Origin of the sequence: Sphingomonas hankookensis, assembly GCF_028551275.1 — a bacterium.
GTDB classification, from domain to species: domain Bacteria; phylum Pseudomonadota; class Alphaproteobacteria; order Sphingomonadales; family Sphingomonadaceae; genus Sphingomonas; species Sphingomonas hankookensis_A.
In genome coordinates this window covers 1,220,570-1,247,160 of sequence record NZ_CP117025.1, presented here as the reverse complement: position 1 = coordinate 1,247,160, position 26,591 = coordinate 1,220,570, and the positions used below count along the sequence as shown (strand labels likewise).

General features: G+C 68.5%; 26 protein-coding genes and 1 tRNA gene. 13 read left to right on the top strand and 14 right to left on the bottom strand.

Translation table 11 applies throughout. From position 1 onward, the window contains the following. Positions 1–150: 150 nt before the first annotated feature. Positions 151–2,667, bottom strand: a complete 2,517-nt coding sequence (locus tag PPZ50_RS05985; RefSeq protein WP_066693688.1) for a PhoX family protein — start codon at positions 2,665–2,667, stop codon at positions 151–153. A 313-nt stretch (positions 2,668–2,980) separates the two neighbouring features. Here PPZ50_RS05985 and PPZ50_RS05980 point away from each other — a divergent pair, with 313 nt between their 5' ends. From PPZ50_RS05980 to PPZ50_RS05970, 3 genes are read left to right on the top strand one after another with little or no spacing between them, the layout of a single operon-like run. Further along, the gene (locus tag PPZ50_RS05980; RefSeq protein ID WP_272815740.1) at positions 2,981–3,400 is read left to right on the top strand and encodes a hypothetical protein; all 420 of its coding nucleotides are present in this window, start codon (positions 2,981–2,983) and stop codon (positions 3,398–3,400) included. Beyond that, positions 3,397–3,846, top strand: coding sequence for a hypothetical protein (locus tag PPZ50_RS05975; RefSeq protein ID WP_066693692.1), 450 nt, complete (start codon positions 3,397–3,399; stop codon positions 3,844–3,846). The genes PPZ50_RS05980 and PPZ50_RS05975 overlap by 4 nt, the downstream gene beginning before the upstream one ends. After that, positions 3,834–4,253 carry a hypothetical protein gene (locus PPZ50_RS05970; RefSeq protein WP_066693694.1) on the top strand — a complete coding sequence of 140 codons (420 nt, stop codon included), beginning with the start codon at positions 3,834–3,836 and terminating at the stop codon, positions 4,251–4,253. Before PPZ50_RS05975 ends, PPZ50_RS05970 begins: the two co-directional genes overlap by 13 nt. Here PPZ50_RS05970 and PPZ50_RS05965 read toward each other — a convergent pair. From PPZ50_RS05965 to lepA, 6 genes are all read right to left on the bottom strand, one after another. Next, complete coding sequence (locus PPZ50_RS05965; RefSeq protein ID WP_272815739.1) at positions 4,244–4,948, bottom strand: hypothetical protein; 705 nt, start codon at positions 4,946–4,948, stop codon at positions 4,244–4,246. The two genes, PPZ50_RS05970 and PPZ50_RS05965, sit on opposite strands and share 10 nt — an antisense overlap. Before the next feature lie 56 nt (positions 4,949–5,004). Next, positions 5,005–5,625, bottom strand: a complete 621-nt coding sequence (locus PPZ50_RS05960) for an ATP-binding cassette domain-containing protein (RefSeq protein ID WP_066693701.1) — start codon at positions 5,623–5,625, stop codon at positions 5,005–5,007. Then, positions 5,615–6,304, bottom strand: coding sequence for a molybdate ABC transporter permease subunit (modB, locus tag PPZ50_RS05955; RefSeq protein ID WP_066693703.1), 690 nt, complete (start codon positions 6,302–6,304; stop codon positions 5,615–5,617). Before modB ends, PPZ50_RS05960 begins: the two co-directional genes overlap by 11 nt. Then, complete coding sequence (gene modA, locus PPZ50_RS05950) at positions 6,304–7,062, bottom strand: molybdate ABC transporter substrate-binding protein (RefSeq protein WP_066693706.1); 759 nt, start codon at positions 7,060–7,062, stop codon at positions 6,304–6,306. The genes modB and modA overlap by 1 nt, the downstream gene beginning before the upstream one ends. Before the next feature lie 39 nt (positions 7,063–7,101). Beyond that, the gene (locus tag PPZ50_RS05945) at positions 7,102–7,410 is read right to left on the bottom strand and encodes a phasin family protein (RefSeq protein WP_066693708.1); all 309 of its coding nucleotides are present in this window, start codon (positions 7,408–7,410) and stop codon (positions 7,102–7,104) included. A gap of 605 nt (positions 7,411–8,015) precedes the next feature. Next, positions 8,016–9,824, bottom strand: coding sequence for a translation elongation factor 4 (lepA, locus tag PPZ50_RS05940; protein WP_066693741.1), 1,809 nt, complete (start codon positions 9,822–9,824; stop codon positions 8,016–8,018). Positions 9,825–9,988: 164 nt separating this feature from the next. On the opposite strand from lepA, the gene PPZ50_RS05935 reads away from it, so the two are divergent. The 5 genes from PPZ50_RS05935 to PPZ50_RS05915 all read left to right on the top strand — a co-directional run bounded on the left by PPZ50_RS05935 (position 9,989) and on the right by PPZ50_RS05915 (position 12,785). Beyond that, a tRNA-Pro gene (locus PPZ50_RS05935) sits at positions 9,989–10,065 on the top strand. A gap of 68 nt (positions 10,066–10,133) precedes the next feature. Beyond that, positions 10,134–10,670, top strand: a complete 537-nt coding sequence (locus PPZ50_RS05930) for a GNAT family N-acetyltransferase (protein ID WP_232308054.1) — start codon at positions 10,134–10,136, stop codon at positions 10,668–10,670. A 79-nt stretch (positions 10,671–10,749) separates the two neighbouring features. After that, positions 10,750–11,805, top strand: a complete 1,056-nt coding sequence (locus PPZ50_RS05925) for an extracellular catalytic domain type 1 short-chain-length polyhydroxyalkanoate depolymerase (RefSeq protein WP_066693719.1) — start codon at positions 10,750–10,752, stop codon at positions 11,803–11,805. A gap of 39 nt (positions 11,806–11,844) precedes the next feature. Next, complete coding sequence (locus tag PPZ50_RS05920; protein ID WP_272815738.1) at positions 11,845–12,228, top strand: YraN family protein; 384 nt, start codon at positions 11,845–11,847, stop codon at positions 12,226–12,228. Then, the gene (locus PPZ50_RS05915; protein WP_126014178.1) at positions 12,213–12,785 is read left to right on the top strand and encodes a hypothetical protein; all 573 of its coding nucleotides are present in this window, start codon (positions 12,213–12,215) and stop codon (positions 12,783–12,785) included. Before PPZ50_RS05920 ends, PPZ50_RS05915 begins: the two co-directional genes overlap by 16 nt. Positions 12,786–12,985: 200 nt before the next feature. On the opposite strand, the gene PPZ50_RS05910 is transcribed toward PPZ50_RS05915, so the two are convergent. From PPZ50_RS05910 to PPZ50_RS05900, 3 genes are read right to left on the bottom strand one after another with little or no spacing between them, the layout of a single operon-like run. Then, on the bottom strand, positions 12,986–13,867 hold the full coding sequence (locus PPZ50_RS05910; RefSeq protein WP_066688313.1) for a general secretion pathway protein GspK: 882 nt from the start codon (positions 13,865–13,867) through the stop codon (positions 12,986–12,988). Beyond that, positions 13,864–14,397: a type II secretion system protein GspJ gene (locus tag PPZ50_RS05905; protein WP_066688312.1), complete on the bottom strand. Its 534-nt coding sequence runs from the start codon at positions 14,395–14,397 to the stop codon at positions 13,864–13,866. The genes PPZ50_RS05910 and PPZ50_RS05905 overlap by 4 nt, the downstream gene beginning before the upstream one ends. Next, positions 14,394–15,407: an ABC transporter substrate-binding protein gene (locus PPZ50_RS05900; RefSeq protein WP_066688311.1), complete on the bottom strand. Its 1,014-nt coding sequence runs from the start codon at positions 15,405–15,407 to the stop codon at positions 14,394–14,396. Before PPZ50_RS05900 ends, PPZ50_RS05905 begins: the two co-directional genes overlap by 4 nt. On the opposite strand from PPZ50_RS05900, the gene gspN reads away from it, so the two are divergent. Next, entirely contained in the window at positions 15,407–16,117 is a 711-nt protein-coding gene (gspN, locus tag PPZ50_RS05895) for a type II secretion system protein N (RefSeq protein ID WP_232307856.1), read from the top strand. The genes PPZ50_RS05900 and gspN overlap by 1 nt on opposite strands. Positions 16,118–16,271: 154 nt before the next feature. Here gspN and PPZ50_RS05890 read toward each other — a convergent pair whose 3' ends face one another. Together PPZ50_RS05890 and PPZ50_RS05885 are read right to left on the bottom strand one after the other, a co-directional pair. After that, on the bottom strand, positions 16,272–16,673 hold the full coding sequence (locus tag PPZ50_RS05890) for an HIRAN domain-containing protein (protein WP_084401271.1): 402 nt from the start codon (positions 16,671–16,673) through the stop codon (positions 16,272–16,274). Beyond that, positions 16,666–17,256: an alpha-ketoglutarate-dependent dioxygenase AlkB gene (locus PPZ50_RS05885; RefSeq protein ID WP_066688342.1), complete on the bottom strand. Its 591-nt coding sequence runs from the start codon at positions 17,254–17,256 to the stop codon at positions 16,666–16,668. The genes PPZ50_RS05890 and PPZ50_RS05885 overlap by 8 nt, the downstream gene beginning before the upstream one ends. A 135-nt stretch (positions 17,257–17,391) precedes the next feature. Between PPZ50_RS05885 and PPZ50_RS05880 the strand changes: the two genes are divergently transcribed. Further along, positions 17,392–17,847 carry an NUDIX domain-containing protein gene (locus PPZ50_RS05880; protein ID WP_066688305.1) on the top strand — a complete coding sequence of 152 codons (456 nt, stop codon included), beginning with the start codon at positions 17,392–17,394 and terminating at the stop codon, positions 17,845–17,847. 594 nt (positions 17,848–18,441) lie between these two features. Here the strand turns inward: PPZ50_RS05880 and araD1 are convergent. Together araD1 and PPZ50_RS05870 are read right to left on the bottom strand one after the other, a co-directional pair. Next, complete coding sequence (gene araD1, locus PPZ50_RS05875) at positions 18,442–19,428, bottom strand: AraD1 family protein (RefSeq protein ID WP_066688304.1); 987 nt, start codon at positions 19,426–19,428, stop codon at positions 18,442–18,444. A gap of 10 nt (positions 19,429–19,438) precedes the next feature. Further along, on the bottom strand, positions 19,439–20,755 hold the full coding sequence (locus PPZ50_RS05870) for a sugar MFS transporter (protein WP_066688299.1): 1,317 nt from the start codon (positions 20,753–20,755) through the stop codon (positions 19,439–19,441). A gap of 220 nt (positions 20,756–20,975) precedes the next feature. On the opposite strand from PPZ50_RS05870, the gene PPZ50_RS05865 reads away from it, so the two are divergent. From PPZ50_RS05865 to PPZ50_RS05855, 3 genes are all read left to right on the top strand, one after another. After that, the gene (locus tag PPZ50_RS05865; protein ID WP_066688297.1) at positions 20,976–22,766 is read left to right on the top strand and encodes an IlvD/Edd family dehydratase; all 1,791 of its coding nucleotides are present in this window, start codon (positions 20,976–20,978) and stop codon (positions 22,764–22,766) included. A 372-nt stretch (positions 22,767–23,138) separates the two neighbouring features. Then, positions 23,139–24,554, top strand: a complete 1,416-nt coding sequence (locus tag PPZ50_RS05860; RefSeq protein ID WP_126014194.1) for a DUF4139 domain-containing protein — start codon at positions 23,139–23,141, stop codon at positions 24,552–24,554. Between the two features lie 143 nt (positions 24,555–24,697). Further along, the gene (locus PPZ50_RS05855; RefSeq protein ID WP_157092673.1) at positions 24,698–26,383 is read left to right on the top strand and encodes a DUF4139 domain-containing protein; all 1,686 of its coding nucleotides are present in this window, start codon (positions 24,698–24,700) and stop codon (positions 26,381–26,383) included. Positions 26,384–26,591 lie beyond the last annotated feature (208 nt).

Genomic DNA, 26,591 nt, shown 5'->3' with positions numbered 1-26,591 from the left:
ACGATGCATCCCCTGCCCGCGCCCGCACCCAACCAACCAGAACCCGCCCGACGCGCAAAACGTCACGAGTGTGAACTTAGTGAACTTTGAACGCAAAACGGGCGGCGGTCCTCAGACCACCGCCCGTCCCGACTGCGCTGGGCAGGTCGGTTACAGCGCGACGACGCCGCCGTCCTTCTTGGTGATGACGATCGTCGCCGAACGCGGACGGGTGCCCGCGGTGCCGGCCGACGTCGCGGGGATCACGCTGCTGCCGCTGGTCGGGAGCGCCGGCCAGTTGCTCGTCGGCTTGTCGAAATTGCCGCCTTCGCCCGGATGCTGGATGTTGACGAACAGCGACCGGCCGTCCGGCGTCGATTCGATGCCGGTGATCTCGCACTGGACCGGTCCGACCAGAAAGCGGCGCAGCGCGGTGCCCGGCGCCTTGCCGATGCGGGTCGTCGCGGTGCTGGTCGCCGACACGCCGGTATTGGTGATGGTGCGCGTGCCGCCATCGCCGACGCTGCCCGGCATCGCCGCCAGCATCATGCAGTTGGTGACGTCGGTGTACGCGCCGTCATCGGTCTGGATCCACAGCACCGGCGTGACCTGGCCCGACGCGTTCGACGGCTTGCCGAACCACAGCCCGTCGGGGCTGGAAAAGTCGTTGGTGGCGTCGAGGCCCGACAGGTTGATGTTGGTCGGGTCGAGGTCCGATCCCGCACCGAAGGCATAGACGTCCCAGGTGAAGCGCGTCGCCTCGGTCGTGTCGCCGGCTTCGCGCAGGCGGATGATATGGCCGTTGGCGTTGCCGGTCGAACGCGACGTGCTGTTGACCTTCGGGTCGATATAGGACCGCGGGTTGGCGGCATCGACCTGCGCCGGCGAGCGCGACGAGTTGTTGGTCAGCGTGCAGTACATCTCGCCGGTCGCCGGATTGACCGCGGTCCATTCCGGACGGTCCATCCGGGTGGCGCCCACCGCATCGCCCGCCAGACGGCAATGGGTCAGCACATCGGCCTGATCGGCGAAGGGATAGAGCGCGTTGCCGGCGGTCAGGCCGTTCTGCCCGAACACCAGCGCGATCCACTCGCCCGAACCATCGGCATTGAACCTGGCGACGTACAGCGTGCCCGAATCAAGATATTTGTCGCCGATGGCCAGCCGGTTGCTGGCGGTCGCATCCGCCGCGACCCAGGCCGTGTTCGACACGAACTTGTAGATATATTCGTTCTGCGCGTCGTCGCCCATGTAGAAGGCGGGCTTCACGCCGGCGATGGCGCGGCCGGGGCAGCAGCCCTCATGGTTCATGCGGCCGAGCGCGGTGCGCTTGCGCGGGGTCGAGGTCGGATCATAGGGATCGATCTCGACGCACCAGCCGTACTGGTTCGGCTCGTTGCGGAAATCGCCGGTGCCGCTCACCGGCTTGGTCGGGTCGATCGTCGCGTTGAACTTGCCGATCAGCGTCGCGCCGGCGGTCGCTTCGGCCGCCGTTGTCCAGCCGTAATTGCCGCTGCGCTGCGACAGGCCATAGCGGGTGAACGCCTGGGTCGACTTGGCCCCGACCAGCGCGGTGCGCTGCGCATTGTCGCCGCTGTCGCGCCGGAAATAACCCGCCCAGTTTTCCTCGCACGTCATGTAGGTGCCCCACGGCATATGGCCGTTGGCGCAGTTGTTGATCGTGCCGCGTCCCGCCGTGCCGTCGGGCGAATAGGCGGTGAACAGCAGCGCGCTGCCCTTCACCGGGCCGCTGAACACCATCGGCGTATAGGGGGTGATGCGGCGGTTCAGCGACGATCCCTGGACATAGCTCCAGCCGGCCGAGCTCTGCGTCACCTCAATGACCGACACGCCGTGGCATTCCATTTCCTTGACGACTTCGGACGTCGGCCGCGCGCCGTTGACCACCGTCTGCCCGGCGACGTGGAGATATTGTTCCGAGATATTCTCGTGGTTCATCACCAGCAGGCCGCGCGTAGAATTGTTCGCGTCGGGCGTGGTGCCGCTGGCCGCCAGCCCGAAATAGCTCATGCCGTCGTGATGATCGCCCGCGCGCGCCGAATAGCCGCTGTCGGTGCCGTTATTGGCAAAGGCCGACGTGGCGGCGTTGATCGGATCGCCCAGGCGGTACACCACGGTCGCGGTATAGTCCGACGGGATGCTGACCACATCGGCCAGGCTCTTGGCGACGGCGGTGAAGCCCAGCGCCGGCGGCGATACCGCGACGGTGATGTCGCTGCTGCTGCTCGCGCCCTTCACGTCGGTCGCGGTGTAGCGGAAGACGAGGTTGCTCGCCGCCGATACGGCCGGCGCGATGAAGGTCGCGGTGCCCGGCGTCGTGCTCGACAGGGCGACGGTCGGGCCCGACACCTGGGTAAAGGTCTGGCTGACGATCGCATTGTCGTCGGTCGCGGTCCCGGTCAGCGTGACGACCCGGCCCGCGCTGGTCGCGCCGGTCGAGGTGCCGCCGACGACCGGCGGCGTATTGTCGATGCCCTGGACCTTGTCGTCGCATGCGGCGAGCAGCGATCCGCCGAACACGGCGACCGCCGCAGTCGACGCGCCGCCGCGCAGCGCCTGGCGCCGCGAATAACGCTGGTCGACCAGGTCCTGCAGGCTCGGCCCGGTGCTCGGATTGGTTTCGATATCGCCATCGTCATAACCGATGGTCAGGTCGTTGTTCGCCATGGAGATTCCCCGCTTCGTTGGACGCCGACCGTGCCGGCACCCTCCCTGCGGCTGTCGTTGGCGCATCGCTGCGACAGGGCGGTTGCGGTTCGATGAAAGCGGCATGGCGAAACGACGACAATATGATGACTGGCTTGTGCCGCATGCGACGGCGGGCGTAGGGACAGGGCATGGCCGCCGACCCCCGCCCCGCCAATGACAGCGCGCCGATCCGGCCCAGCCTGTTCGATCGCGCGGTGGAGGCGGCCCGGCGCGATCCGACACCGCCCCCGCGCCCCCTGCCCCGCGCGCACCCCGCCCGCCGATCGACCGCGTGTCCGCCCTGCTCGCCGTCGCGATCGTCGCCACCCCGCTCATCACCTGGGGCGGCGCGGCGATACTGACGGCACGGGCGCAGGACGAAGGCCGCGCCATCGCCCGCCGCGCCGCCCCGGTGATGGCGGAACAGGCGGCGGCCCAGCAGACGCGCGCCCTGCTGCAACAGGCATGGCGCGGGGCGCCGCTTGGCACCACGCTCGAATCGCTCGCCCGCGCCCTGCCACCGGATGCCGCGCTGCTGCGGGCGGAGCGGAATGCGGCCGGCATGATCGCGATCGAGGTCGCCGCCCCCGATCCCGACCGGTTGCTCGCCGCGCTACGGCGCGATCCGGTCCTCACCGGCCTGCGCGCCACCGCGCAGGCGCGCGCCGATGGTGACGGGCGGATGCGCGTCACGCTGGAGCAGCGCCCATGACTCCGCGCCTGCCGCTGATCGCAGCCGGCGTCGCCGCATTGCTCGCCATCCCCGCCTATGGCGCGCTGGGCGACCTCGCCGCCGCCCGCGCCGCGCGCAATGCCGCCCGGATCGACGCAGGCGCCACCATCCCGCCGCTCGCCACCGCCGACTCCGCTTTCCCGGCCGACAGCGCCGCCGACGCCCGCGCGCGCCTCGGCGCACTGGTCCGTGCCGATGCCGCCCGCGGCGGGGTGTTGATCGAAACGCTCGCCCCCGATCCCGCCGCGCCCGCACCGCTCACCCAACTGTCCCTCCGCGCGTCGGGCACCGAGAAGGCGGTGGTCGCCTTTGCCGATACGCTGGAGCGCACGCACCCGGCGATCCGGATGCGGGCATGGCGGCTGACCAGTGCGCCGGGCGGCGTGCGGCTCGATGCGACGCTGGTGGCACCATGGCGGGGCTGACCCTGCGCCAGCACGCACTCCTGGCCGGCGCGGCGCTGGTCGCGCTGACCGTGCCGCTCTGGCTGCTGCGCGAACCGGCTCCGACCGCTTCGCCGACGAATGCGCTCGCCCCGCTCGCCGCCCCCGCGCCCCCGCCGCCGCTCCGTGCCGCCTTTGCCCGCACGCTGTTCGCGCCGCCCGCCACCGACGCGCTCCCCGCCGATACGCCGGAGCTGCTGGGCGTGGTCGGTCGCCTCGGTCGCGACGCGGTGGCAATGGTCCGCGGTAGCGACGGCACCCGCACCCTGTCGCCGGGCGACAGCATCGACGGCTGGCAGTTGCGCAGCCTCGCCATCGACGCCGCCTATTTCACCCGCGGCGGGCAAAGCGCCCGCGTGCCGATGCCCGGCAGCGACGATCAGCGATAGGCGATCCGCACCCGCACATCGTTGCCGAGCGTCCGATCGGACATGGGCGGCACATAGGACGTACCCTTTTCGGAAAGGCGCAGTTCCCGTTCGCCGTGCGGTGTCATCGCCTTCGCGCTGGCGATCGGATGCTCGGCCTGATGGAACATATGGAACCGTTTGCTTTCGCAGGCGCCGACCGCCTCGAACAGGCCGATCAGCGGCCATTCCAGCAGCGTGGCCTGCGCCTTTCCCATCAATATCATCACATGGCATTGCGCCCGGATATCGCCCAGCCGCCGGTCCTCGGTCGTGGTGCCGCGCGACAGCACGATCGGCCGCAGATGCATCCCCTGCGATTGCGCCGGTGCGGTCAGGAACCAGCGCCCCTCGGGAAGGCTCGCGAACACCATCCGCCCGTCGCCGTCGATCGTGACCGGCAGGTCGTGCCCCTTGCCGTCGCTCAGCACGATCGGCACCATCCCCGCCGGTATCCGCCGCCCGCCGCGCCACAGTTCGAACCGCAGGCTTCCCTCGGGCGACAGCATCGCGCGATCCTCGGCAAAGCGGCGCTGCCCCGCGCGCAACACCTTCGCATCCAGCTTCAGCGGCTTGCCGGCGGTGACGACGATATCGGGACCGTCCGGCTGGACGTCCTGCGCCGTCGCCGGAGCCGCTACCGACAACGCCATGCCCGCCATCACCAACCGCATCACCGCACTCCCGATCGTTACGGATGCGATATCGCTTCGGGATTGCGGCGGCATGATGGTCACATCGCGACGATCCGTGTCGCCAGCCGCTCTGCCTCCGCCGCATCGTGGGTGACGTACAGGATCGGCAGGCGCAGCGCGTCGCGCAGCCGCTCGATCGTCGCCATCACCTCCTCGCGCCGCGCCCGGTCGAGCGAGGCGAGCGGCTCGTCCATCAACAGGAACCGCGCGCCCGACAGCAGCGCCCGCCCGATCGCCACCCGCTTCGCCTCACCCCCCGACAGCGTCGCCGGCCAGCGGTGAAGCAAGTCCTTCAACCCGAGCAGCGCGACCATGTCGTCATAGCCGATCGGCGGCGCGCCGCGCCCCATGCCATAGCGTAGATTGGCCGCGACCCGGCGGTGCGGGAACAGCCGCGGCTCCTGAAACACATAGCCGCAGCGCCGCACCGGCACCGGCACGTCGATCCCCGCCGCCGCATCGAACAGCGTGACGCCGCCGACCCGGACATGGCCCGCCGCCGGTCGCAGCAGCCCGGCGACCATGTTCAGCACGCTCGACTTGCCCACGCCCGACGGGCCGAACAACACCGTCAGCCCGCTATCCTGTCCGTCGTCGGGCACGACCGCACCGACCACCGCCTCGCCCAGCCGGACGGTCACGTCGATGTCAAAGGACATGGACCCTCCGCCCGCCCCGCCGCACCAGCCATTCCGACACGACCAGCGCGATCAGCGACAGCGCGACCGACATGACGGCCAGCCGCACGACGCTCGCCTCGCCGCCCGGCACCTGCAACGCGCTATAGATCGCCAGCGGCAGCGTCGCGGTCTCGCCCGGCACGTTCGATACGAAGGTGATCGTCGCGCCGAACTCGCCCAGCGCGCGGGCGAACCCCAGCACCATTCCCGCCAGCACGCCGGGCAGGCTGAGCGGCGCGGTCACGCTCCAGAACACCCGCGCCCGACTGGCGCCCAGCGTCCGCGCCACGCTTTCCAGCCGCCGATCGACGCCCTCGATCGACAGGCGGATGGCGCGTACCATCAGCGGCAGCGCCATCACCGCCGCCGCGATCGCCGCCCCGCTCCAGCGGAACAGCACGCTGACCCCGAACCACGCCTCCAGCCACCGGCCGACCGGTCCGGCCGGCGCGAACGCCAGCAGCAGCAGCCAACCGGTGACGACCGGCGGCAGCACCAGCGGCAGATGGACGATCCCGTCGATCAGCACCTTGCCCGGAAACCGCCCCCGCGCCAGCACCCAGGCGAGCGCATAGGCGACCGGCAATGCCGCCAGCATCGCCACGCCACCGATCTTGAGCGACAGCAGGACGATCGCCCATTCGGCGCCATCCGGCATCAGCGCGGGCTGAATCCGTACCGAACGAAGATCGCCTTGCCGGCCGGGCTGACCAGAAAGCGGCGGAACCGCTCGCCCTCGACATTCTGCGAAGCCTTCAGCCGGGCGATGGGATAGGTGATCGGCGGATGGCTGGCGGCCGGGAACACGCCGACCACGCGCACCTTGGTCGACGCCTTCGCATCGGTCGCGTACACAATGCCGAGCGGTGCCGCACCGCGTTCGACCAGCGCCAGCGCCGCCCGGACATTCTCCGCCCGCACCACCGACGGCGCCACGCCGTCCCATGCCCGCAACCGGGTCAGCGCCGCCTTGCCATAGCGTCCGGCGGGCACCGCATCGGGATCGGCCATCGCCAGCCGCCCGCCGCTGAGCGCCGGGCGCAGATCGACGCCCGGCCGCAAGGTCACGCGCACCCGGCTGTCGACCGGTGCGATCAGCACCAGCCGGTTGCCCAGCAGATTGACCCGGCTGCCCTTCGCCAACAGCCCGCGCCGGTCGAGATCGTCCATCCATTCGACATCGGCCGACATGAACAGGTCGGCGGGCGCCCCCGCCGCCGCCTGCCGCGCCAGCGCCGAACTGGCGGCGAAGGACAGCGTCGGGCGGACATGGCCGCGCTTTGCCCAGGCATCGGCGGCGGCGTTCATCGATTCCTGCAGGCTGGCGGCCGCCAGCACGATCGGCGGGCGCGACTGCGCGCTCGCCGGCGCGGCGAGCAACAGGCCCGCCAGCGCGAATACCAATCGCCGGATCATCGTCCCCCCTTCATCACACCGCCCGCCCGGGGCCGGCGATCAATTGCGCCCGGTCATCTGCCCGATGGCGTTGCGGCCGAAATTGGCGATCATCTCGCTCACTTCGCGCGCCTGGGCCATCGATCGTGCGCCCTGGTCGCGCAGATAGTCCGACTGGATGCGCATCACCTCGTTCAGGTCGCTGGCCTGCGCCGCCGCGCGCATCGCGCGGAATGCCTCCTGCGTATTCGCTTCCGCCTGCGACAAGATGGTCAGGCCGAGCTGCGATCCCTGCTCGGTCATCGCGCTGCCGGCGACACGCATCCGCTCGGTCGCGGCGGCGGCGGGATTCGAATCGGATTCGGCCATCGGCTGCTCCTGCTATGGATAAAATTTTCCTTAGCGCCCAACCCTCGTAGTGCCCGGAAGTTCCTGACCGACTTCCCGATTCCCACGATTCCGTGCGCAGATCGGCTGGCGGAGCGCCGATTCTGTCAGTTTCCTGACTGCCGTGAAAAAATAGTTTCGGCTCGTCCCGTACGGAAAACGCAACATCGCAGCTGCGAAATGACCTGTCGGCATTTGTACCATTTTAGAACAATGCCCTCCACATCAACGATTTTGCACCGCAGCAACGCTTCCGGAATTGTGACGAAATATGGCCTGATCGCAGCAGGTTTCGTCCGATTTGCGCCTTTCATAAATTTGCAATCGTCGTTTTTTTGGGACAGTTTGTCGCAAGAGAAAAACAGGAGGGTTGAGAGGATGCACAGCAAGTATTCGGGTCGTACGACGATCGTCACCCTCGCCGGCATGACCGCGCTGGGCTGGGCGGGTGTCGCGCTGACCGTTCAGATGGTGATGCGCATCCTCGCCTAAGGGCGTCGCTTCCCGACACAAAAAGGGCCGGCGCTTGCCATAGCGCCGGCCCTTTTCGTTTGGACGAACGGCGCCGGTTCCGCGCCGCTGTCGCCTCAGTTGTCGTCACCCATGCGCAGCGCGGCGATGAAGGCTTCCTGCGGGATGCTGACCGACCCGTATTCGCGCATCTTCGCCTTGCCCTTCTTCTGCTTGTCCAACAGCTTGCGCTTGCGGCTGGCGTCGCCGCCATAGCATTTGGCGGTCACGTCCTTGCGCATCGCGCTGATCGTCTCGCGCGCGATCACCTTTCCGCCGATCGCCGCCTGGATCGGGATCTTGAACAGGTGGCGCGGGATCAGTTCCTTCAACCGCTCCACCATGCCGCGCCCGCGCGTCTCGGCGGTGCTGCGGTGGACGATCATCGACAGCGCGTCGACCGGCTCTTCATTCACCAGGATGCTCATCTTGACGAGGTCGCCCTCGCGATAGCCGATCTGTTCGTAATCGAAGCTGGCATAGCCCTTCGACAGCGACTTCAGCCGGTCGTAGAAGTCGAACACGACCTCGTTGAGCGGCAGTTCGTACACCGCCTGCGCGCGTCCGCCGACATAGGTCAGGTTCATCTGGATGCCGCGCCGGTCCTGGCACAGCTTCAGGATACCGCCCAGATACTCGTCGGGGACATAGATCGTCGCCTGGATCCACGGCTCGCTGATCGTCTTGATCTTGTTGACGTCGGGCATGTCGGCCGGATTGTGCAGGTCGATCTGCGTGATGCCCGCCGGATCGGGATGGGTCAGCTCGATCTGGTACACCACCGACGGCGCGGTGGTGATGAGGTCGAGGTCGTATTCGCGCGTCAGCCGCTCCTGGATGATCTCCAGATGCAGCAGCCCCAGGAACCCGCAGCGGAAGCCGAAGCCCAACGCCGCCGAGCTTTCCATCTCGAAGGTGAAGCTGGCATCGTTCAGCCGCAGCTTGCTGATCGATTCGCGCAACTTGTCGAAATCGGCGGCATCGACCGGGAACAGGCCGCAGAACACCACCGACTGCACTTCCTTGAACCCCGGCAGGGGTTCGGCGGTCGGGCGCTTGGCGTCGGTGATCGTGTCGCCGACCATCGTCTGCGCCACTTCCTTGATCTGCGCGGTGATGAAGCCGATCTCGCCCGGCCCCAGGTCGGGCAGCTGCTCGATCTTCGGCCGGAACGCGCCGACCCGGTCGACCAGGTGCGTCGTGTCGGCATTCATGAACTTGATCTGCTGGCCCTTGCGGATCGACCCGTCGATCACGCGGATCAGAATGACCACGCCCAGATACGGGTCGTACCAGCTATCGACCAGCATCGCCTTGAGCGGCGCATTGATATCGCCCTTGGGCGGCGGGATATGCGCCACGATCGCGTCGAGGATCTCGTCGATGCCGATGCCCGACTTGGCCGATGCCAGCACGGCGTTCGACGTGTCGATGCCGATGATATCCTCGATCTCGGTCTTTACCCGTTCCGGTTCGGCGGCGGGCAGGTCGATCTTGTTGATGACCGGAATGATCTCATGGTCATGCTCGATCGACTGATAGACGTTCGCCAGCGTCTGCGCCTCGACTCCCTGCGCCGCATCGACCACCAGCAGCGCGCCCTCGCACGCCGCAAGGCTCCGCGACACTTCATAGGCGAAGTCGACATGCCCCGGCGTGTCCATCAGGTTCAGGACATGGCCCTTCCATTCGAGGCGCACGGTCTGCGCCTTGATGGTGATGCCGCGTTCCTTCTCGATATCCATATTGTCGAGCACCTGTGCCGACATCTCGCGCTCGGCGAGGCCGCCGGTCCGCTGGATCAGCCGGTCGGCCAGCGTCGACTTGCCATGGTCGATATGGGCGATGATCGAGAAATTACGCAGTTTGTCGAGCGGAGTGGCCACGGTCACACATTCGAAAAGAGTAGGATTGCAGCGCCCCTAGCAGCTTCCCCGCCAAAGCCAAACAGCACGACATACGAATCCCGCTTGCGGACCCCGAATCCGAGCGCTATAGGCGCGCCTCCAAGCAACGGCAGGCGCCCCGAACGGCCCGGCCGATACTCCGTCGGGGAGTAGCTCAGCCTGGTAGAGCACTGCCTTCGGGAGGCAGGGGCCGGAGGTTCGAATCCTCTCTCCCCGACCATTGGATCGTCACATATCGATATTTCGCCGCGCTGGCGGCCCGCCGTCCGGTCCGGTACGATGTCGGCCATGACGCGCCCGTTCGATCGCCCCGTCCTCCATGCCCCGCCGCTCATCCTGCGCCGTCCGGAGCCACGCGACAGCGATGCCATCGTCCGCATCTGCGGCGATGCGGAGATCGCCCGGCGGCTGGCGCGGGTGCCGCATCCCTATGGCGCGACCGACGCCGCCTTCTTCCTCGACCATGTCGTGCCGCACGAATGGGTGTGGGCGATCACGCTGGACGGCGACGATACGCTGATCGGCGTGGTTGGCCTGACGCCAGGGGACGATCCGGCCTCGGCGGAACTCGGCTATTGGCTGGCACGCGAGCACTGGGGGCGCGGCATCATGCCCCGCTCCGCCGGTGCCGTCGTCGGCTACGGCTTCGACACGCTCGGCCTGTCCACCATCACCTCGGGCTATTTCGAAGCGAACCCCGCCTCCGGCCGCGTGCTGGCCAAGCTCGGTTTCGTGGAGACCGGGCGGCAAATGGGCGACTGTCTCGCCACCGGCGCGCCCGTGTCGACGGTGCGTCTGGTCCTGCAACCGGCAGGATTCGCCTGAAACCCATTGTGCAATGCAGCATGAAGCCCCATTCTCCAACAGCGGCCGATCGACGTCGCGGTTGAAGAGGTTTCGCGCCATGCCGGCCCTGTCCGATACGATCCAGCAATTGCAGCGGATGCGCGCCGCCCATGGCAGACCGACGGTTCCCGACCGGCTGCACGACCTGACCGGCTTTGCCCCCGATCCCGGCAATCTGCGCGCGCGGGCCTATGTGCCCGAAACGCTGCGTCCCGGCGCGGCACTGGTGGTCGCTCTCCACGGCTGTACGCAGGATGCGGCGGTGTACGATCATGGCACCGGCTGGTCGACGTTGGCCGACCGCGAAGGCTTTGCCGTGCTGCTCCCCGAACAGCGCCGCGCCAACAACCCGAACCTGTGCTTCAACTGGTTCGAATCCGCCGACATCGCCCGCACCGGCGGAGAGGCGGAATCGATCGCAGCGATGATCGAGCACATGGTCGCTACCCACGCCATCGACCCGGCCCGCATATTCATCACCGGCCTCTCGGCGGGCGGTGCAATGACCGCCGTGATGCTCGCGACCTGGCCCGAAACATTCGCGGCGGGCGCGATCATCGGCGGCCTGCCCTATGGCACCGCCCTCGGCGTCCGTGCCGCGCTGGAGCGGATGCGCGGGATCGCCGCCGCCGATACGCTCGCCATCGCCCCCGGCCCCCGCATGCCGCGCGTCGCCATCTGGCATGGCACCGCCGACCCGACCGTCGTGATCGCCAACAGCGACGCGCTGGTCCGGCAATGGCGTGACGTCCACGCGCTGCCGGCGGAACCGCGCAAGGGCGCAAACGGCCCCAACTGGTCGCACCGCGCATGGTGCGATCCGCACGGCAATCCCCTGGTCGAGGAATGGCGCATCACCGGCATGGGGCACGGCGTCCCCGTCGACAGCCGCAGCGGCATCGGCGCGACCGGCCCGTTCATGCTCGACGTCGGCCTGTCGAGCACCTTGGAGATCGCGCGCAGTTGGGGACTGGTCGCCGCCGAACCGACACAGGCGTCCGCGCCACCCTCGCCCAGGCTCGAGCGCCTGACGCCGGAACCTCCGGCGGTGCCGGGCAACGGCGTCCAGGCGACGATCGAAAAGGCCCTGCGCGCCGCCGGCCTGCTGCGCTGACGCCTTGTCGGTAAGCGGACGGCACGGCACAGTCCGGCCGTGCTCACCCGCCCGCCCCGCCCCCGCTCCCGCGCCTCCCGCATCGCCGCCGACGATGCCGGCCGCCGCGGCGAACGCATCGCCGGCTGGTGGCTGCGCCTGAAAGGCTGGCGCATCCTCGCCCGCCGCGTCCGCACCAAGGCCGGCGAAGTCGACCTGATCGCCAGGCGCGGCAATGTCGTCGCCTTCGTCGAGGTAAAGACCCGAGCGACCACCGCCGACCTCGACCACGCCATCGACGAACGCCGCCTCGCCCGCGTGGCAGCAGCGGCGGAAATACTCGCGCCGACCTATGCGGATGGCTGCGATGTGCGCATCGACGTCATCCTCCTCGCACCGCGGACCCCGCCCCGCCATATCGAGAATGCGTGGATTGGCTATTGAGCGATGTCGCGACGCTCGTCCAAAAGCAGACGTATCAGCGGCAAGGCAGAGTTGCTTGTAACCCGGCACTCCCGCATTATCCCGAGATGGGAAGACTTCGCGGCGCTCAATATGCTTTGGCGGCAATCCTTGCCGGAGGCTGCTCCAACGGCCCTGTCGTACCCGTGGCTGATAGCAAAATTTCTGTCAATGTTAGCTCGAACTTTAGCGGGAGCGAGTGGATAGTCACCGTTCGCAATCAATTTGGCAGCGCTTCAGACACTATTTTTGCTGTTAACGATCATAGGAGGAGCAATATTTATCTGACACCAGCCCGCCAGCTTGTGGTAATCGAACAGGGTGGCGGGGATGCTTTTTTTGCTTTGCCTGATGACAGTCCACCCGAAGCACTAACGGAGCGCCGGGAAAGGGAGCGTGACACGGAGTCGCAGCGTTGGAGATATTTGGGCGTAATCAAGGGGGATGTGTTCTACCCTGACCTAGCGGAGTGCATCGCTTTACTAGGCGAGGGCAGTTCGGAATATCGGCGTCAATATCAGGCCCCAAGCTTCTGCTAGGCACGCGATTCGGGAGTTGCCGAATGAGCGCGCGGCAGCTTTCCCCCGTAGCTGGCCATTCCCGCTTTCCTACAGTCGCCAGGCCTGCGATCATCCTCGCTGGCCGCCCACCGCCCCCGCTCTTTGACACCGCCGCTCGGCCCCAAATCGCCCTGCTCACGACAAGCGCACGAGTGTGAACTTAGTGAACTTTGGCCACCCTACCCGCCAAACCCCGGCACCTCCGGCGGGATCGCCGCATTGCGCCACCGCTCCACCGGCACCGCAACCGGCACCGACTGCGCCCCCTCCTTCCGCTCGACCCGCTGGATCAGCGTCGCGCCCTGCTGCACCGTGCCGCCGATCGTCGCGCGGGTGCGGACCCAGAAATGGTCGGACTTGAACCGCGTGCCGCCGGGCAGCGTCACGTCCTCGCGCGTCAGGTCGTCCTTCGACAGATAGCCCTGCCGGTTGCGGATCGCGACCAGCCGCCCGGCCTTGTCGGGATCGAACAGCACCGCCATCAATTCGGGCGTCGCCGCGTTCAGGTTGATCGCGGTATCGCCCGGCAGCGCGGTCACCATCCGCGCCAGCAGCTGCGCCTGTTCGGGGGGCAGGAACACCGCCAGCGGGCGCAGGTCCTGCACCGGCCCGCGCTCGCGGATCAGCGCGATGGCGGCGACCGCCTTTGCCTCCTCGATCCCCGCCGCCTTGGCGATACGCAGGAACAGCAGCTGCGGGATCGGGTCCAGCTCGCGCCGCACCGAATTGACGTTGAAGCGCCCCTCGGCATCGGCAATCGCCAGGTCGAAACGGCCGCCTTCGATCGCGATGCCATTCTCGCTGATCGCGCCCCAGGGTTCGCCCGGATAGTCCGCCTCGGGCGCCACCCGCGCGTCGCGTTGCAGCGCGGAGAGCGCCGACAGCTCGCCCCCGCGCACGATCGCCAGCGCCCGCGCCGCCTCGCGCGAGCGGATCGAGCGGTCGAGCGCCACCTCCTCGCGGTTGATCATCAGCAGGACGAGGCCGCTGGCGATCGCCACGAACATCAGCACGTTGACCAGGATCATGCCCTGCTCGGGCTCCGGCACCCGCGCGCTCATGTCGTCTTCGCCGCGATCGGCAGCGTCACGATCCGCCGCAGATTGCCCCCGCCCGGCCCGCCGACCTGCAACTCCACGACCACCGCACGCGGCCAGTCGAGCGAGCGGTCGGGCGCGGGCGGCCAGCTGTCGCGCCAGCCACCGTCGAAATAACGCCAGCGCGCCGCGCTCACCTGATCCAGCACCAGCTGCGCGCGCCCGTCGACCACCCGCTGCAACTGCCCGTCGGCCACGCGGTATCCGACCCCGATCGGCGGCCCGCCGACACCGGGCGCACTCCGCCGGAACCGCAGGCCCGCACCGTCGCCGCCCATCGGCCCCGGCGCGATCTGGTCGAGGTCGCTGGAGATCACCACCATCGCGCGCTGCAGGTCGGCGACCCGGTCCAGCCGCGCCTCGGTCCGCCCGTCCACCCCGATCACGCTATCGACCAGCGCCAGCCCCGCCACCGCGATCAGCGCGAACAGCCCCAGCGAGATCATCAGTTCGAGCAGGGTGAAGCCACCCTCCCCGGCGCGCGGCCGGCTCATGCCCCGCGGCTCTCCGCCACCTTGTCGTACACGCCGTTCGTCGGCACCAGGATCGCGAAGTCGCGCGCGCAGCTGCCGTCCGAACGGAAGCGCACCGGCCCGGTCACCCCGTCGAACCCGGCCTCGCGCAGCACCCCCTCGCGCGTCATCTGGTCGCTGTCGCGCAAAGCCTTGGCGATCAGCGCCGCATCGTTACCCAGCGCCGCAATGGCGCCCGGCCGCCCGCCATTACGCGCCGCATAGGCGCTGGCGAAGCTCGCGAATTTCGCCGGATCGGGGCTGGCGATCCACGCCCCCTCCAGCGCGGTCAGCGCATCGGGCCGATAATCGAGCGTCTGCATCGTCGCCAGCAGCTGCATCCCCCGGTTCTTCAGGACCGGCGCGATCGCCACCGCCGAACCGGGCACGAACGCCGCATCGCCCTCGACGCCGGGCGGGATGGTGCCGCCGGTCACCGGCACGATCGTCAGCCCCAGATCGGCCTCGCTCGCCCGCGCCGCCACGACCGATGCCTGCGACCATGGCGTGCCGTCATCGACCGCCACCACCCGCCGCACGCCGCGCGACCGCGCATAGCCGAGGATCGCCGCCGTCGCCTGTGCCGGGGTAATCCCGAACACGAAGGCCGACCCGCCGCGCGCCGCCGCGTCATTGGTCAGCGCCACGACCGGCACGCCGACCGCGCCGGCCACCGCCCGCGTCTCCGCCGCCGACAACGGCCCCAGCAGCATCGCCGCCCCGCGCTTCACCGCCGCGCGCGCCGCACTCGCCGCCCCCGCCGCCGTGCCGCAGGTATCGAGTACGGTGAGCGCGCCCGCGTCGCTTTCGGCAAGCATCGCCGCATTGCGTATGCTAAGGCCCAGCGCCGCGCGGTCTCCGGTCAGCGGAACCAGCAACGCGGCGGAGCGCTTGCTCCGTTTCGCAGCCATCAGGGGGGACGCGACCGATGCCAATGACGACAGCAGCACCGCATCGCGAACCAGTCCGAGCGTCGAGCGCCGCGATCGCATTGTCGAGTCCTTCCCGCTTACAGGCACGGCGGCGTAGTATCCGCTTCGCCGCGCTCGGCATAGCCTCGTTCGCGGTCGCGATGATCGTCACCCTGCCTGCCAGCCTGATCGCCGGCAACACCGACTGGCGCAGCGGCGTCGGCGGCACGGTCTGGAATGGCGAGGTCGGCATTGCCGGCGGCAGTCGCCTCGAATGGCATTTCGCGCCGCTTCGCAGCCTCACCAGCCTCGGCTTCGCAGTCGACTGGACCGCGACCGGCGCCGACACCGATCTCGGCGGACAGGCGCTGCTCCGCCCCGGCGGCGTGCGGCTCGACCGGGTCAGCGGATCGGCCGACGCCTCGCTGCTGTCCGCGCTTCAGCCCAACCTGCCCTTCGCCTGCGATTCGACGTGGCAGGTCGATCTGCCGGTCCTCTCGACCATCGCCGGATCGGCCATGGCCGATGGCCGCATCGCGATCGATCCGGGCACCTGCACGACCAAACCCGGCAACGTCGCCACGCCGACCCCCGCCCTGCTGCTGACCGCCGAGCATATCGGCACGCAGACCCGCGTCCGCCTCGTCCCCGCCGACCAGCGCCGCCGGACGCTGATGGACGCGACGATCAACGAGGACGGCACGCTGCGCTTCGCCCTGACCGGGGACGGCGCGGCGGTGCTGCCCTTCGCGGGCATCCCGGCGGGCGCGAGCGTGCAGGGGAGTTTCTAGGTCCCCTTCTCCTTCTCCACCCCGTTTGGTTCGAGCAGCTTCGAGCTTGTCGAGAAGCGTCTGTCGAGAACGACTACCCAGCGGAACCCCGTTCTCGACACGCGCTCTCGACAGGCTCGATCGCTGCTCGAACCAAACGGGAGCGGAAGTAGACTTACTCCCACTCCTCCGGCCAAACCTCGTCCGGCCAGAACTCCGGCTCCGCATCCTCTCCGACCTCCCGCACCGCCGGCACCACCGGCACCACCGGCACCGCGCCGTCGAACGCGACCCGCACCGCCGCGCCCATCGGCGTCGCCTGCTGGAACACCGCCGCCACCTCGCGCCCCTGGCGCAGCATCGCGCCGATCCATGCCGCGCGGTCGGCGGTCAGATAGCCGATCTGCACTCCCCGCGCGCTCAGCACCATCACCGCGTTGGGATCGACCGGGTTGCGCGGTTCGGGGACCAGCGTAACGCCCTCGCCCGGCGAGCAGAGCAAAATCTCGAACCGCCGATTGCCGCCGCCGCGATTGGGATGGTCGGCGCCGACCACATGCAGGCTCAACTCACGCAACCCCGATCTCCCTGCGGAATCGCTCGGTCAGGCTGCGAAAGGTGATCGACCAGCGCGTCGCCGCCATCGGCGCGATGCCATGTTCCCAGTCCCACCGCGCCTCGCCGGTCAGATGATAGGCATCGCCCGCCGCCAGCGCCTGCGCGAACCGGTCGAACCCATCCGCCCGCCGCCGCCGGAAGCGCAGCGTCGCCGGCGCACCGATCGACAGCCCGACGACATGTTCAAACACCGGCCGGTCGCGATGCCACCCGATCCCGGCGCCGGCATCGTAGCGGATCAGCAGCGCCTGCACGAGCGCATCGGCCGGCACGCCGGCAAAGCCCGCCGCAATGTCGCGCACCGCCAGCAGCCAGTCGGGCATCGGTTCGGCCTGTCCCACCCGGCCCGCCTCGAAATCATAATGCCAGCCATAGGAGGCGGTCAGGCGCAGGCCGGTCCATTGCTGGAACCGGAACGGAGTGAGCGGCGCGCCATCGATCGCCTCGGCCAAAGCAGCCAACCGGCCCTCCGGCAACACGCCCGGCGCATGGGTGAGGCCGGGCAATGCCGGCGCGGCGGCGAACAGGTCGAACTGCGTCATCTGCGTCGAACCGGCGTCGGAAAAGGTGCGAAACGGTCCGATGACATGGCCATGGAACGCAACATGGGTCGGCGGCGTCTGTCCATCAACAATCGGCGACGGATACGATCGCCGGCCAGGAACAGGGACCGTTTCATGCCCCAGCATAGCGCAGGCATCCTGCTCTATCGCCGCACGCCCAGCCCGGCGGTGCTGCTCGTCCATCCCGGCGGCCCCTATTGGGCGCGGCGGCAGGTCGGCGCGTGGCAGATTCCCAAGGGCCAGGTCGAACCGGACGAAGCGGTCGAGGACGCCGCCCGGCGCGAAGTTGCCGAGGAACTGGGCGTCGCGGTCGTCGCGCCGCTGGCGCCCCTGGGCACGGTACGGCAGGCGGGTGGCAAGTCGGTCTCGGCCTTCGCCGCCGAACAGGATGTCGACACCCATGCGATCACCAGCATGACCTTCGAACTGGAATGGCCGCCCCGCAGCGGCAGGCGCAGGAGCTTCCCCGAAGTCGACGCGGCTAGGTGGATGCCGGTCGCCGAGGCACGGATGATGATGCTGAAGAGCCAGCTGCCGCTGCTCGACCGGATCGAGCCGCTGCTGGGGTAGCCGTCCTCCCTTCCTCAAATCCCCGTTCGGTTCGAGCAGCTTCGAGCCTGTCGAGAAGCGTCCGTCGAGAACCCGGTCGTTTTGGGCACCCCCTTCTCGACTACGGTTCTCGACAAGCTCGAACCTGCGCTCGAAGCAAACGGAAGGGAGCGTGGGGGAAGGAAAGCAGAAACGGATAGGAAAGACGGGCAGCAATTCAGGCGAGCGTGAGTAGCGAGCGGTGCGCGTCGGTGGCGAGCGGCGCGCGACGAGCGGCAAGCGGCAAGCAGCAAGCGACGAGCGGCGAGCGTCGGTGACAAGTGGCAAGCGGCGAGCGTCGGTGACAAGCAGCAAGCGGCGAGCGGCAAACCTCGAACGCGCCCCGCCCCTACCGTCATTCCCGCGAAGGCGGGAATCCATACACGCCACCGTCTCGGCAAACCCGCAGCGCCAGCGCCAATAGACTCCCGCCTCCGCAGGAGTGCCGAACGCAAGGAAGCGCCCCCGCACACTCCCACCCGTCATCCCGGCGAAAGCCGGGATCCACGGAAACGGCCCGTTCACGCCTCCATCGAAACCACTCGAAACAATGCCCCCGGGGACAACGAAAGCCGTCTACAAAACCCTGACCGCCACCGGCACCGCATCCGCCCGCGTCAACCGGTTCCTCAGCGGCAGGGTAAACGGCGCCGCCTGAATCTCGAACACATCGCCCTCTTCCGTCCGCACCCCATCGGCAAAGGACAGCGTCGCCGTCCCGAAGAAGTGGACATGAATGTCCCCCGGCCGGCGGAAAAGCGCATATTTGAAGTGATGATGCTCGAGGTTGCCCAAGCTGTGCGACATGTTCGCCTCGCCCGACAGGAACGGCTTTTCCCAGATCGTCTCGCCGTCCCGCACGATACGGCTCGTCCCCTCGACATGCTCGGGCGGCGTGCCGACCAGCAGTTCCGGCCCGAGCGATGCCTGGCGCAGCTTGCTGTGCGCCAGCCACAGATAATTGTGCCGCTCGGTCACATGGTCCGAAAACTCGTTGGCGAGCGCAAGGCCGATGCGATGCGGCGTACCGTCGCTGCCGATGACATAGATGCCCGCCAGCTCCGGCTCCTCGCCGCCGTCCTGCGCGAAATGCGGCATGGTGAAGTCGCCGCCCGGCGCCACCATCTGCCCGCCATCGCCCTTGTAGAACCATTCGGGCTGCTGCCCGACCTCGCCCTCGGCCGGCTTGCCGCCCTCGACCCCTTCGAGGAACATCCGCATCGAATCGGTCTGCGTCGTCGCCTCGGCGGCGGCGCGGTGCATCTTGTCGCGCCCTTCGGCCGATCCGAGATGCGTCAGGCCGGTGCCGGTCATGATGACATGCGCCGGGTCCTCATGGTCGATCGGCGATCCGATCGCACCGGCGTCGAGCAGCTGGGCGATATCGACCGCCTCGCCCTGCCCCAGCGCCGCGACCTCGTCGGCGATGCTGTGGCCGGCATCGATCGCGCGCAGCGCCAGCACGCGGATGCTGTCGACGCCGGGCACGACATGCGCCCCCGCATCGGTCGCGGCGATCACGGCGCGCGTCGGTGCGACGCGCTGCAACAGGCGGAGAGTCATCGGAATTTCCTTATGCAAAGACGTCGTTGTCGGCGGGGACGTCGTCGATCGGGTTGGTCACCTTCGATCCCCACACGGCATAGAACAGGATGTACAGCTCGCACACGGCGGTCAGCAGGAACGACCATTGCAGGCCGTAGCGGTCGGCCAGCCAGCCCTGCACCACCACCAGCGCACCGCCGGCGATCGCCATGATCAGCAGCCCCGACCCTTCCTCGGTCAGCGGCCCCAGCCCCTTGATGCCCAGCGAAAAGATCGTCGGGAACATGATCGAATGGAACAGCCCGACCAGGATCAGCGACCACATCGCCGCCGGCCCCGACAGGAAGGTGGCGCCCAGCATCACGACGAACGCCCCGATCGAAAAGAAGGCGAGCACCTTTTCCGCCGCGATCTTCTGCATCAGCAGCGAACCGGCGAAGCGGCCGACCATCATCCCGCCCCACAGCAGCGCCAGGTAGCGCGACGCCTCCGCCTGGGTGATGTTGGCGATATCGCGCTGCGAGACGAAGTTGATGAACAGGTTGGCGACGCCGATCTCGGCGATCAGGTAGATGAAGATCGCCGGCACGCCGAACACCAGGTTGCGGTGGTTCCACAGCGAATGCTTCTTGCGTTCCTCCTTGGCGACGCGGCTGGTCGCCGATCCCATCGCGGGCAGCGGGAATCGGGCGATCACGACCGCCAGCACGACCAGCACGCCTGCGACCAGCACATAGGGCAGGATCACCGACTGCGCGTCGGCCAGCCGCTCCGCCTGCGTGAGCACGCGATCCTGCGTCGTGCCGCCGACCGAGCGACCGAGGATCAGATAGCCGGCAAAGATCGGCGCGAGCGTGGTGCCGAGCGAATTGAACGCCTGCACCAGGTTCAGCCGCGACGATCCCGTCTCGGGCGGGCCGATGACGGTGACATAGGGATTGGCCGCGACCTGCAGCAGCGTGATGCCGCTGGCGATCACGAACAGCATGACCAACGTCACGCCATAGGACGGCAGGCTGGCCGCCAGCACCATGCCGAGCGACCCGGCTGCCATCACCAGCAGCCCGACGACCAGCGACTTTTGATACCCGATTCGCTCGATCAGCTTGGCCGAGGGGATCGACGCGACGAAATAGGCGATGAACCACACGCTCTCGATCAGCGTCGTCTGGGTATAGTTCAGGTCGAACACGCTGCGCAGATGCGGCAGCAGCGTGTTGTTGATGACGGTGATGAAGCCCCACATGAAGAACAGGCTGGCGAGCAGCGTCAGCGCGGGGGCGTAGCTGGCCCCGGCGGGAGCGGACGTGCTCTCCACGGAGCGCGCGGAAATCGGGGCCGGCATCTCAGGTCTTCTCCCTCTTGTGTCGGCATCGCGGGACGGTTTGTTCCGTCGCATCGCTTGCCCTAATGCATTTTGTCTGACTATATAGGCCAACGCACGGCGTCAACGGCGGTGAGGGGGGAGAAGGCGGGGATCGGTCCGGGATACCGGATCGCGGCCGCCGGACGCCCCGCCCTGCCCGAGATGCCTTGTGCCCACCCCCTGGTGAACCGGAACTTCGATGACCGACATGCCCCCCCTGCGCAGCCGTGCGTGGTTCGACAATCCCGACAATATCGACATGACGGCGTTGTATATCGAACGGTATCTGAACTTCGGTTTGAGCCAGGAGGAGCTGCAATCGGGCAAGCCGATCATCGGTATCGCCCAGACCGGCAGCGACCTGTCGCCCTGCAACCGCCACCACCTCGTGCTCGCCGAACGCCTGCGCGAAGGCATCCGCGAAGCGGGCGGCATCGTGCTGGAATTCCCGGTCCATCCGATCCAGGAAACCGGCAAGCGCCCGACCGCGGGGCTCGACCGCAACCTCGCCTATCTCGGGCTGGTCGAGGTGCTCTACGGCTATCCGCTCGACGGCGTGGTGCTGACCATCGGCTGTGACAAGACGACGCCGGCGATGCTGATGGGCGCCGCGACGGTGAACATCCCGGCCATCGCGCTGTCGGTCGGCCCGATGCTGAACGGCTGGCACAAGGGCGAGCGCACCGGGTCGGGCACGATCGTGTGGAAGGCGCGGCAGATGCTGGCCGCCGGAGAGATCGACAACAAGGAATTCATCCGCCTCGTCTCCTCCTCCGCGCCGTCCACCGGCTATTGCAACACGATGGGCACCGCGACGACGATGAACAGCCTTGCCGAGGCGCTCGGCATGCAGCTGCCCGGCTCCGCCGCGATCCCCGCCCCGTATCGCGACCGGCAGGAGATCGCGTACCGCACGGGTCTTCGCATCGTCGACATGGTGCGCGAGGACCTGAAGCCCTCCGACATCCTCACCCGGGACGCGTTCCACAACGCGATCAAGGTCAATTCGGCGATCGGCGGCTCGACCAACGCGCCGATCCACCTGGCGGCCATCGCCCGCCATATCGGCGTCGACCTGCCGATCGAGGACTGGCAGGAACAGGGCCACAAGGTCCCGCTGCTGGTGAACCTGCAACCCGCCGGCGAATATCTGGGCGAGGATTATTACCGCGCGGGCGGCGTGCCCGCCGTCGTCCGGGAACTGATGGGCGCCGGCCTGATCGCCGAAGACGCGCTGACCGTGAACGGCAAGTCGATCGGCGACAATTGCCGCGACGCCGTGATCGAGGATGAAAAGGTCATCCGCCCCTTCGGCCAGCCGCTCAAGGAAGAGGCCGGCTTCATCGTCCTCAAGGGCAATCTGTTCGACGCGGCGGTGATGAAGACCAGCGTCATCGGCCCCGAATTCCGCGAGCGGTATCTGTCCAACCCCAACGATCCCGAAGCGTTCGAAGGGCCGGCGGTCGTGTTCGACGGGCCGGAGGATTACCACCACCGCATCGACGATCCGGCGCTCGGCATCACCCCCGAAACGCTGATGTTCATGCGCGGCGCCGGGCCGATCGGCTATCCGGGCGCGGCCGAGGTCGTGAACATGCGCCCGCCGGCATATCTGATTACGGAGGGCGTGCACGCGCTCCCCTGCATCGGCGACGGTCGCCAGTCGGGCACGTCGGGCAGCCCATCCATCCTCAACGCCTCGCCCGAAGCGGCGGCGGGCGGCGGCCTCGCGCTGCTGCGCACCGGCGACCGCGTCCGCATCGACCTCGGCAAGGGCCGCGCCGACGTGCTGCTGTCCGACGAGGAACTGGCCGCACGCCGTCAGGAACTGGAAGCCGCCGGCGGCTATCAGTACCCGGCATCGCAGACCCCGTGGCAGGCGATCCAGCGTTCGGTCGTCGGCCAGATGTCGACCGGCGCGATCCTCGAAGGAACAGAGGCGTTCCAGCAGATCGCCCAGACCAGGGGCCTGCCGCGCGACAATCACTAAGCGCAGCCCCCCCCCGGCCGTTCATGCTGAGTAGCGACTGAGCGAAGTCGAAGGCTCGTATCGAAGCACCTGCGACGGTCCTTCGATACGCCGCTTCGACTTCGCTCAGCGGCTACTCAGGACGAACGGCAGGGTAACACCGTCACCCCACCCACCCCGTTCGGTTCGAGCAGCTTCGAGCTTGTCGAGAAGCGTCCGTCGAGAACTTGCTCGCTTGGGGCAACGCCTTCTCGACTTCGGTTCTCGACAGGCTCGAACCTGCGCTCGAAGCAAACGGAGGGGCCAGGGGGAATAGGTCAAGCGGCGGACACCCCCCGTCTTGCCAACGCAACACTCCCCCGCCACACTCCCCCCAAACAACGGGGGACACACATGAAACCGAACTGGCTGCTGCTGGCGAGCCTCCTCGCCCCCCTGCCCGCACTGGCGCAGGACGCCGCCACCCCGCCCGCCATCGCTCCCTCGGCGCAAGGCGACGTCTCGGTCACCATCTACAATGGCGACGTTGCGCTGATCCAGGACGTCCGAGCGTTGCCGCTGAACACCGGCACGGTGCGACAGGATTTTCCCGACGTCAGCGCACAGATCCGCCCCGAAACCGTCTCGCTCGCCGTGCCCGACGCGCGGATCGTCGAACAGAATTTCGACTTCGACCTGCTCTCCCCCTCCAGCCTGATGGAGAAGGCGGTCGGCGAAACCATCACCCTGCTGCGCACCAACCCCGCGACCGGCGCGGAAACCCGCGAACGCGCCAAGGTGCTGGCGGTGAACGGCGGCGTCGTCCTCCAGATCGGCGAGCGGATCGAGGTACTGCGCGACGACGGCCTGCCGGTCCGCGCGATCTTCGACAAGGTCCCGCCGTCGCTGCGCGCCCGCCCGACCCTGTCGGTGACGCTCGACAGCAGCCGCTCGGGCACCCGAGCGGCAACGCTCTCCTACCTCAGCCGGGGCCTCAGCTGGAAAGCCGATTATGTCGCGCTGCTCGACCGCAAGAGCGGCACGATCGACGTACAGGGCTGGGTGACGCTCACCAACAACACCGGCACCACCTTCACCAACGCGCGCACCCTGTTGGTCGCCGGAGAGGTCGGGTCGGAGGACGACGACAACGACTACCGCCCCCGCCGCCCGCGCCGCCCCCGGCCGGTGATGCAGCCCGGCACCGAAACCGCGAACCGCGAGCAGCTGGGCGATTTCTACCTCTATCCGCTGCCCGAACGCACGACGATCGCCGACAAACAGACCAAGCAGGTCAGCTTCCTCGACGTCAAGGGTGCGGCCGCGACCACCGGCTATCGCTTCGTCAACAACTGGCTCGGCACCACGGAGCAGCCGTCAAGCGCGCAGAGCATCGTGCGGTTCAGCAATGCGGCGAAGGGCGGCCTCGGGGACGCACTACCCGCCGGCACGATCCGCGTCTATATGCGCGACGCGCGCGGCCAGCCGCAATTCACCGGCGAAGCCGCGATCGACCATACGCCGCAAGGGTCGAAGATCGCGCTCGCCACCGGCGACGCCTTCGACGTGAAGGTGCGCGCCGTGGTCGAAAGCCGCACCCGCATCAACGCCAGCCGCTGGCAGACGAAGATGCGCTACACGCTCACCAACGCGACCCCCGCCGCCGTGAGCGTCGAACTGGCGCAGGCCGGGCTCGACTGGACCGACACCCGCATCACCGAACAGAGCCGCCCCAGCGAGCGCAGCGACGCCGGACAGGCGGTGTGGCAGGTGCCGGTCCCGGCCAACGGATCGGCCACCGTCACCGCGACCTTCGACACCCGCTTCTGATGCGCAGGCCGCGCCGGTTGCGACAGGCGAACGACCGCCCGCCCCGCCCATTGCCGTACCCCCGCGCAGGCGGGGATCCAGGGTTGGTTGACGCAGACGCCGGCTGGCTTGGCTCTGCCCCCCCACCTGCGCGGGGATACGCAATGGCAGGGCAGGCTAAGTGGCGCACCGCCCTGACCCTGTCCCTGCTAGCAACCGCCACCACGCCCCTCACGGCACGCGACACCCCACTCACCCGCACCCCGGCGAAGGCCCAGTCGGCGGACGCCGGTGCGGGATCGCAACCCTCACCCCACTGGACCCCGGCCTCCGCCGGGGTGCGGGTCGGCAGCGGCGCGGGCGCCCTCGGCGAAAACCGCCGCATCACCATCACCGACGCCCCGTCACCCACCACCATCACCTCCCCCGCCCCGGCCAGCATCGCCGTCACCCTCTACCGCGCGCCCTATCGCCCCGCGCGCCAGCCGGTCGATGTCCGCAACCCGCAAGGCTATGCGCTGGTCACCGAAACCCGTCGCATCACCCTGCCGCGCGGTCGCGCCGTGCTCCGATTCGAAGGGGTCGCGGGCGGCATCATCCCCGTCAGCGCGGTCGTCGACGGTCTGCCCGGCGGCACGGTCGAAAAGAACCGCGACGCCCGCCTCCTTTCGCCCGCCGCCTTGGTCGACGGCACGCTCGGCAACCGCGTGACGCTGCGCCGCACCGACCGCGCGAGCGGCGTGATGCGCGACGAGGAGGCGACGATCCTGTCCGGCCCGACCGGCGGCGTGGTCGTCCGCACGCCCAACGGCGTGGAGGCGCTCGGCTGCGCGGGCCTCGCCGACAGCCTGAAATATGCGCGCGTGCCCGCCGACCTCGCCGCCAAGCCGGTCCTGAGCGTCACCACCGACAGCCCGTCGCGCCGCACCGTTACCGTGCGCCTGTCCTATCTCGCCACCGGCTTCGACTGGTCGGCCAGCTATGTCGGCACGCTCAGGGGCGACCGACTCGACCTGTTCGCGTGGACCACGCTCGCCAACGGCAATGCGGAGGGGTTCGCCGATGCCGAGGTGCAGGTCGTTGCCGGGCGGCTGAACCGGCAATGGGTCGCCCCGCTCGAAGCGGCGGCGACCCGGCTGCAACTGCGCTGCTATCCGCTCGGCACGACGACCTCCGATCTACAGATGCGGACGTTCGAGGCGGCCGAAGAGATCATCGTGACCGGCGCGCGCATGGGCATCCCCCCACCGCCGCCGCCGCCGATGGTGGTCGAGACACCGGCACCGCCGGCACCGCCCGCCCCGGAAAATCTGGGCGACGTGAAGCTCTACCGCGTGCCCGGCCGCGCCACCGTCGCGACAAAGGGCCAGAAGCAGGTCGCGCTGCTGCGGCAGGACGGCGTCGCCTATACCCGCGTCTATCGCCGCCGCGTGGCCGTAGCCCAGCCGATCGAGGCCGGCGCGGTCGACATCGTGCTGCGCGTCCGCAACGAAAAGGCCGACGGTCTCGGCATCCCGCTCCCCGCCGGCACCACCGCGCTCTACGCCGCGCATGGTGACACGTCGCTGCTGGTCGGCACCGGCACGATGACCGACCGGGCGGAAGGCGAAACGCTGCTGATCGGCGCCGGCACCAGCCGGCAGGTGCTCGTCACCCAGACCCCGCTCCCCAACCAGTCCGCCCGCCTGACCGTCACCAACACCCGCGCCGTGCCGGTCGATGTCGAACTGCCGATCGGCTATCCCGGCGGGAAGGTGGAAGCCGCCGGGCTGGAGCGGATCGACGGCATCATGACCTGGCGGGTGACGGTCGCCCCCGGTGACACCGCAACGCTCGACTATCGGTATTGAAGACTGCCTTTTCGTCACCCCGGGCTTGACCCGGGGTCCCGCTTCTTCTTCGGCGGTGCCGGTTAAAATCGGCACCCCACGACAAAGAAAACCGTTCAGTTCGAGCAGCTTCGAGCCAGTCGAGAAGCGTCCGTCGAGAACCCGGCCCCACCCTTTCCTACAACGGAACACGGTGCCAAACTCCACCCCGCTCCTTCTCATCGTCCCC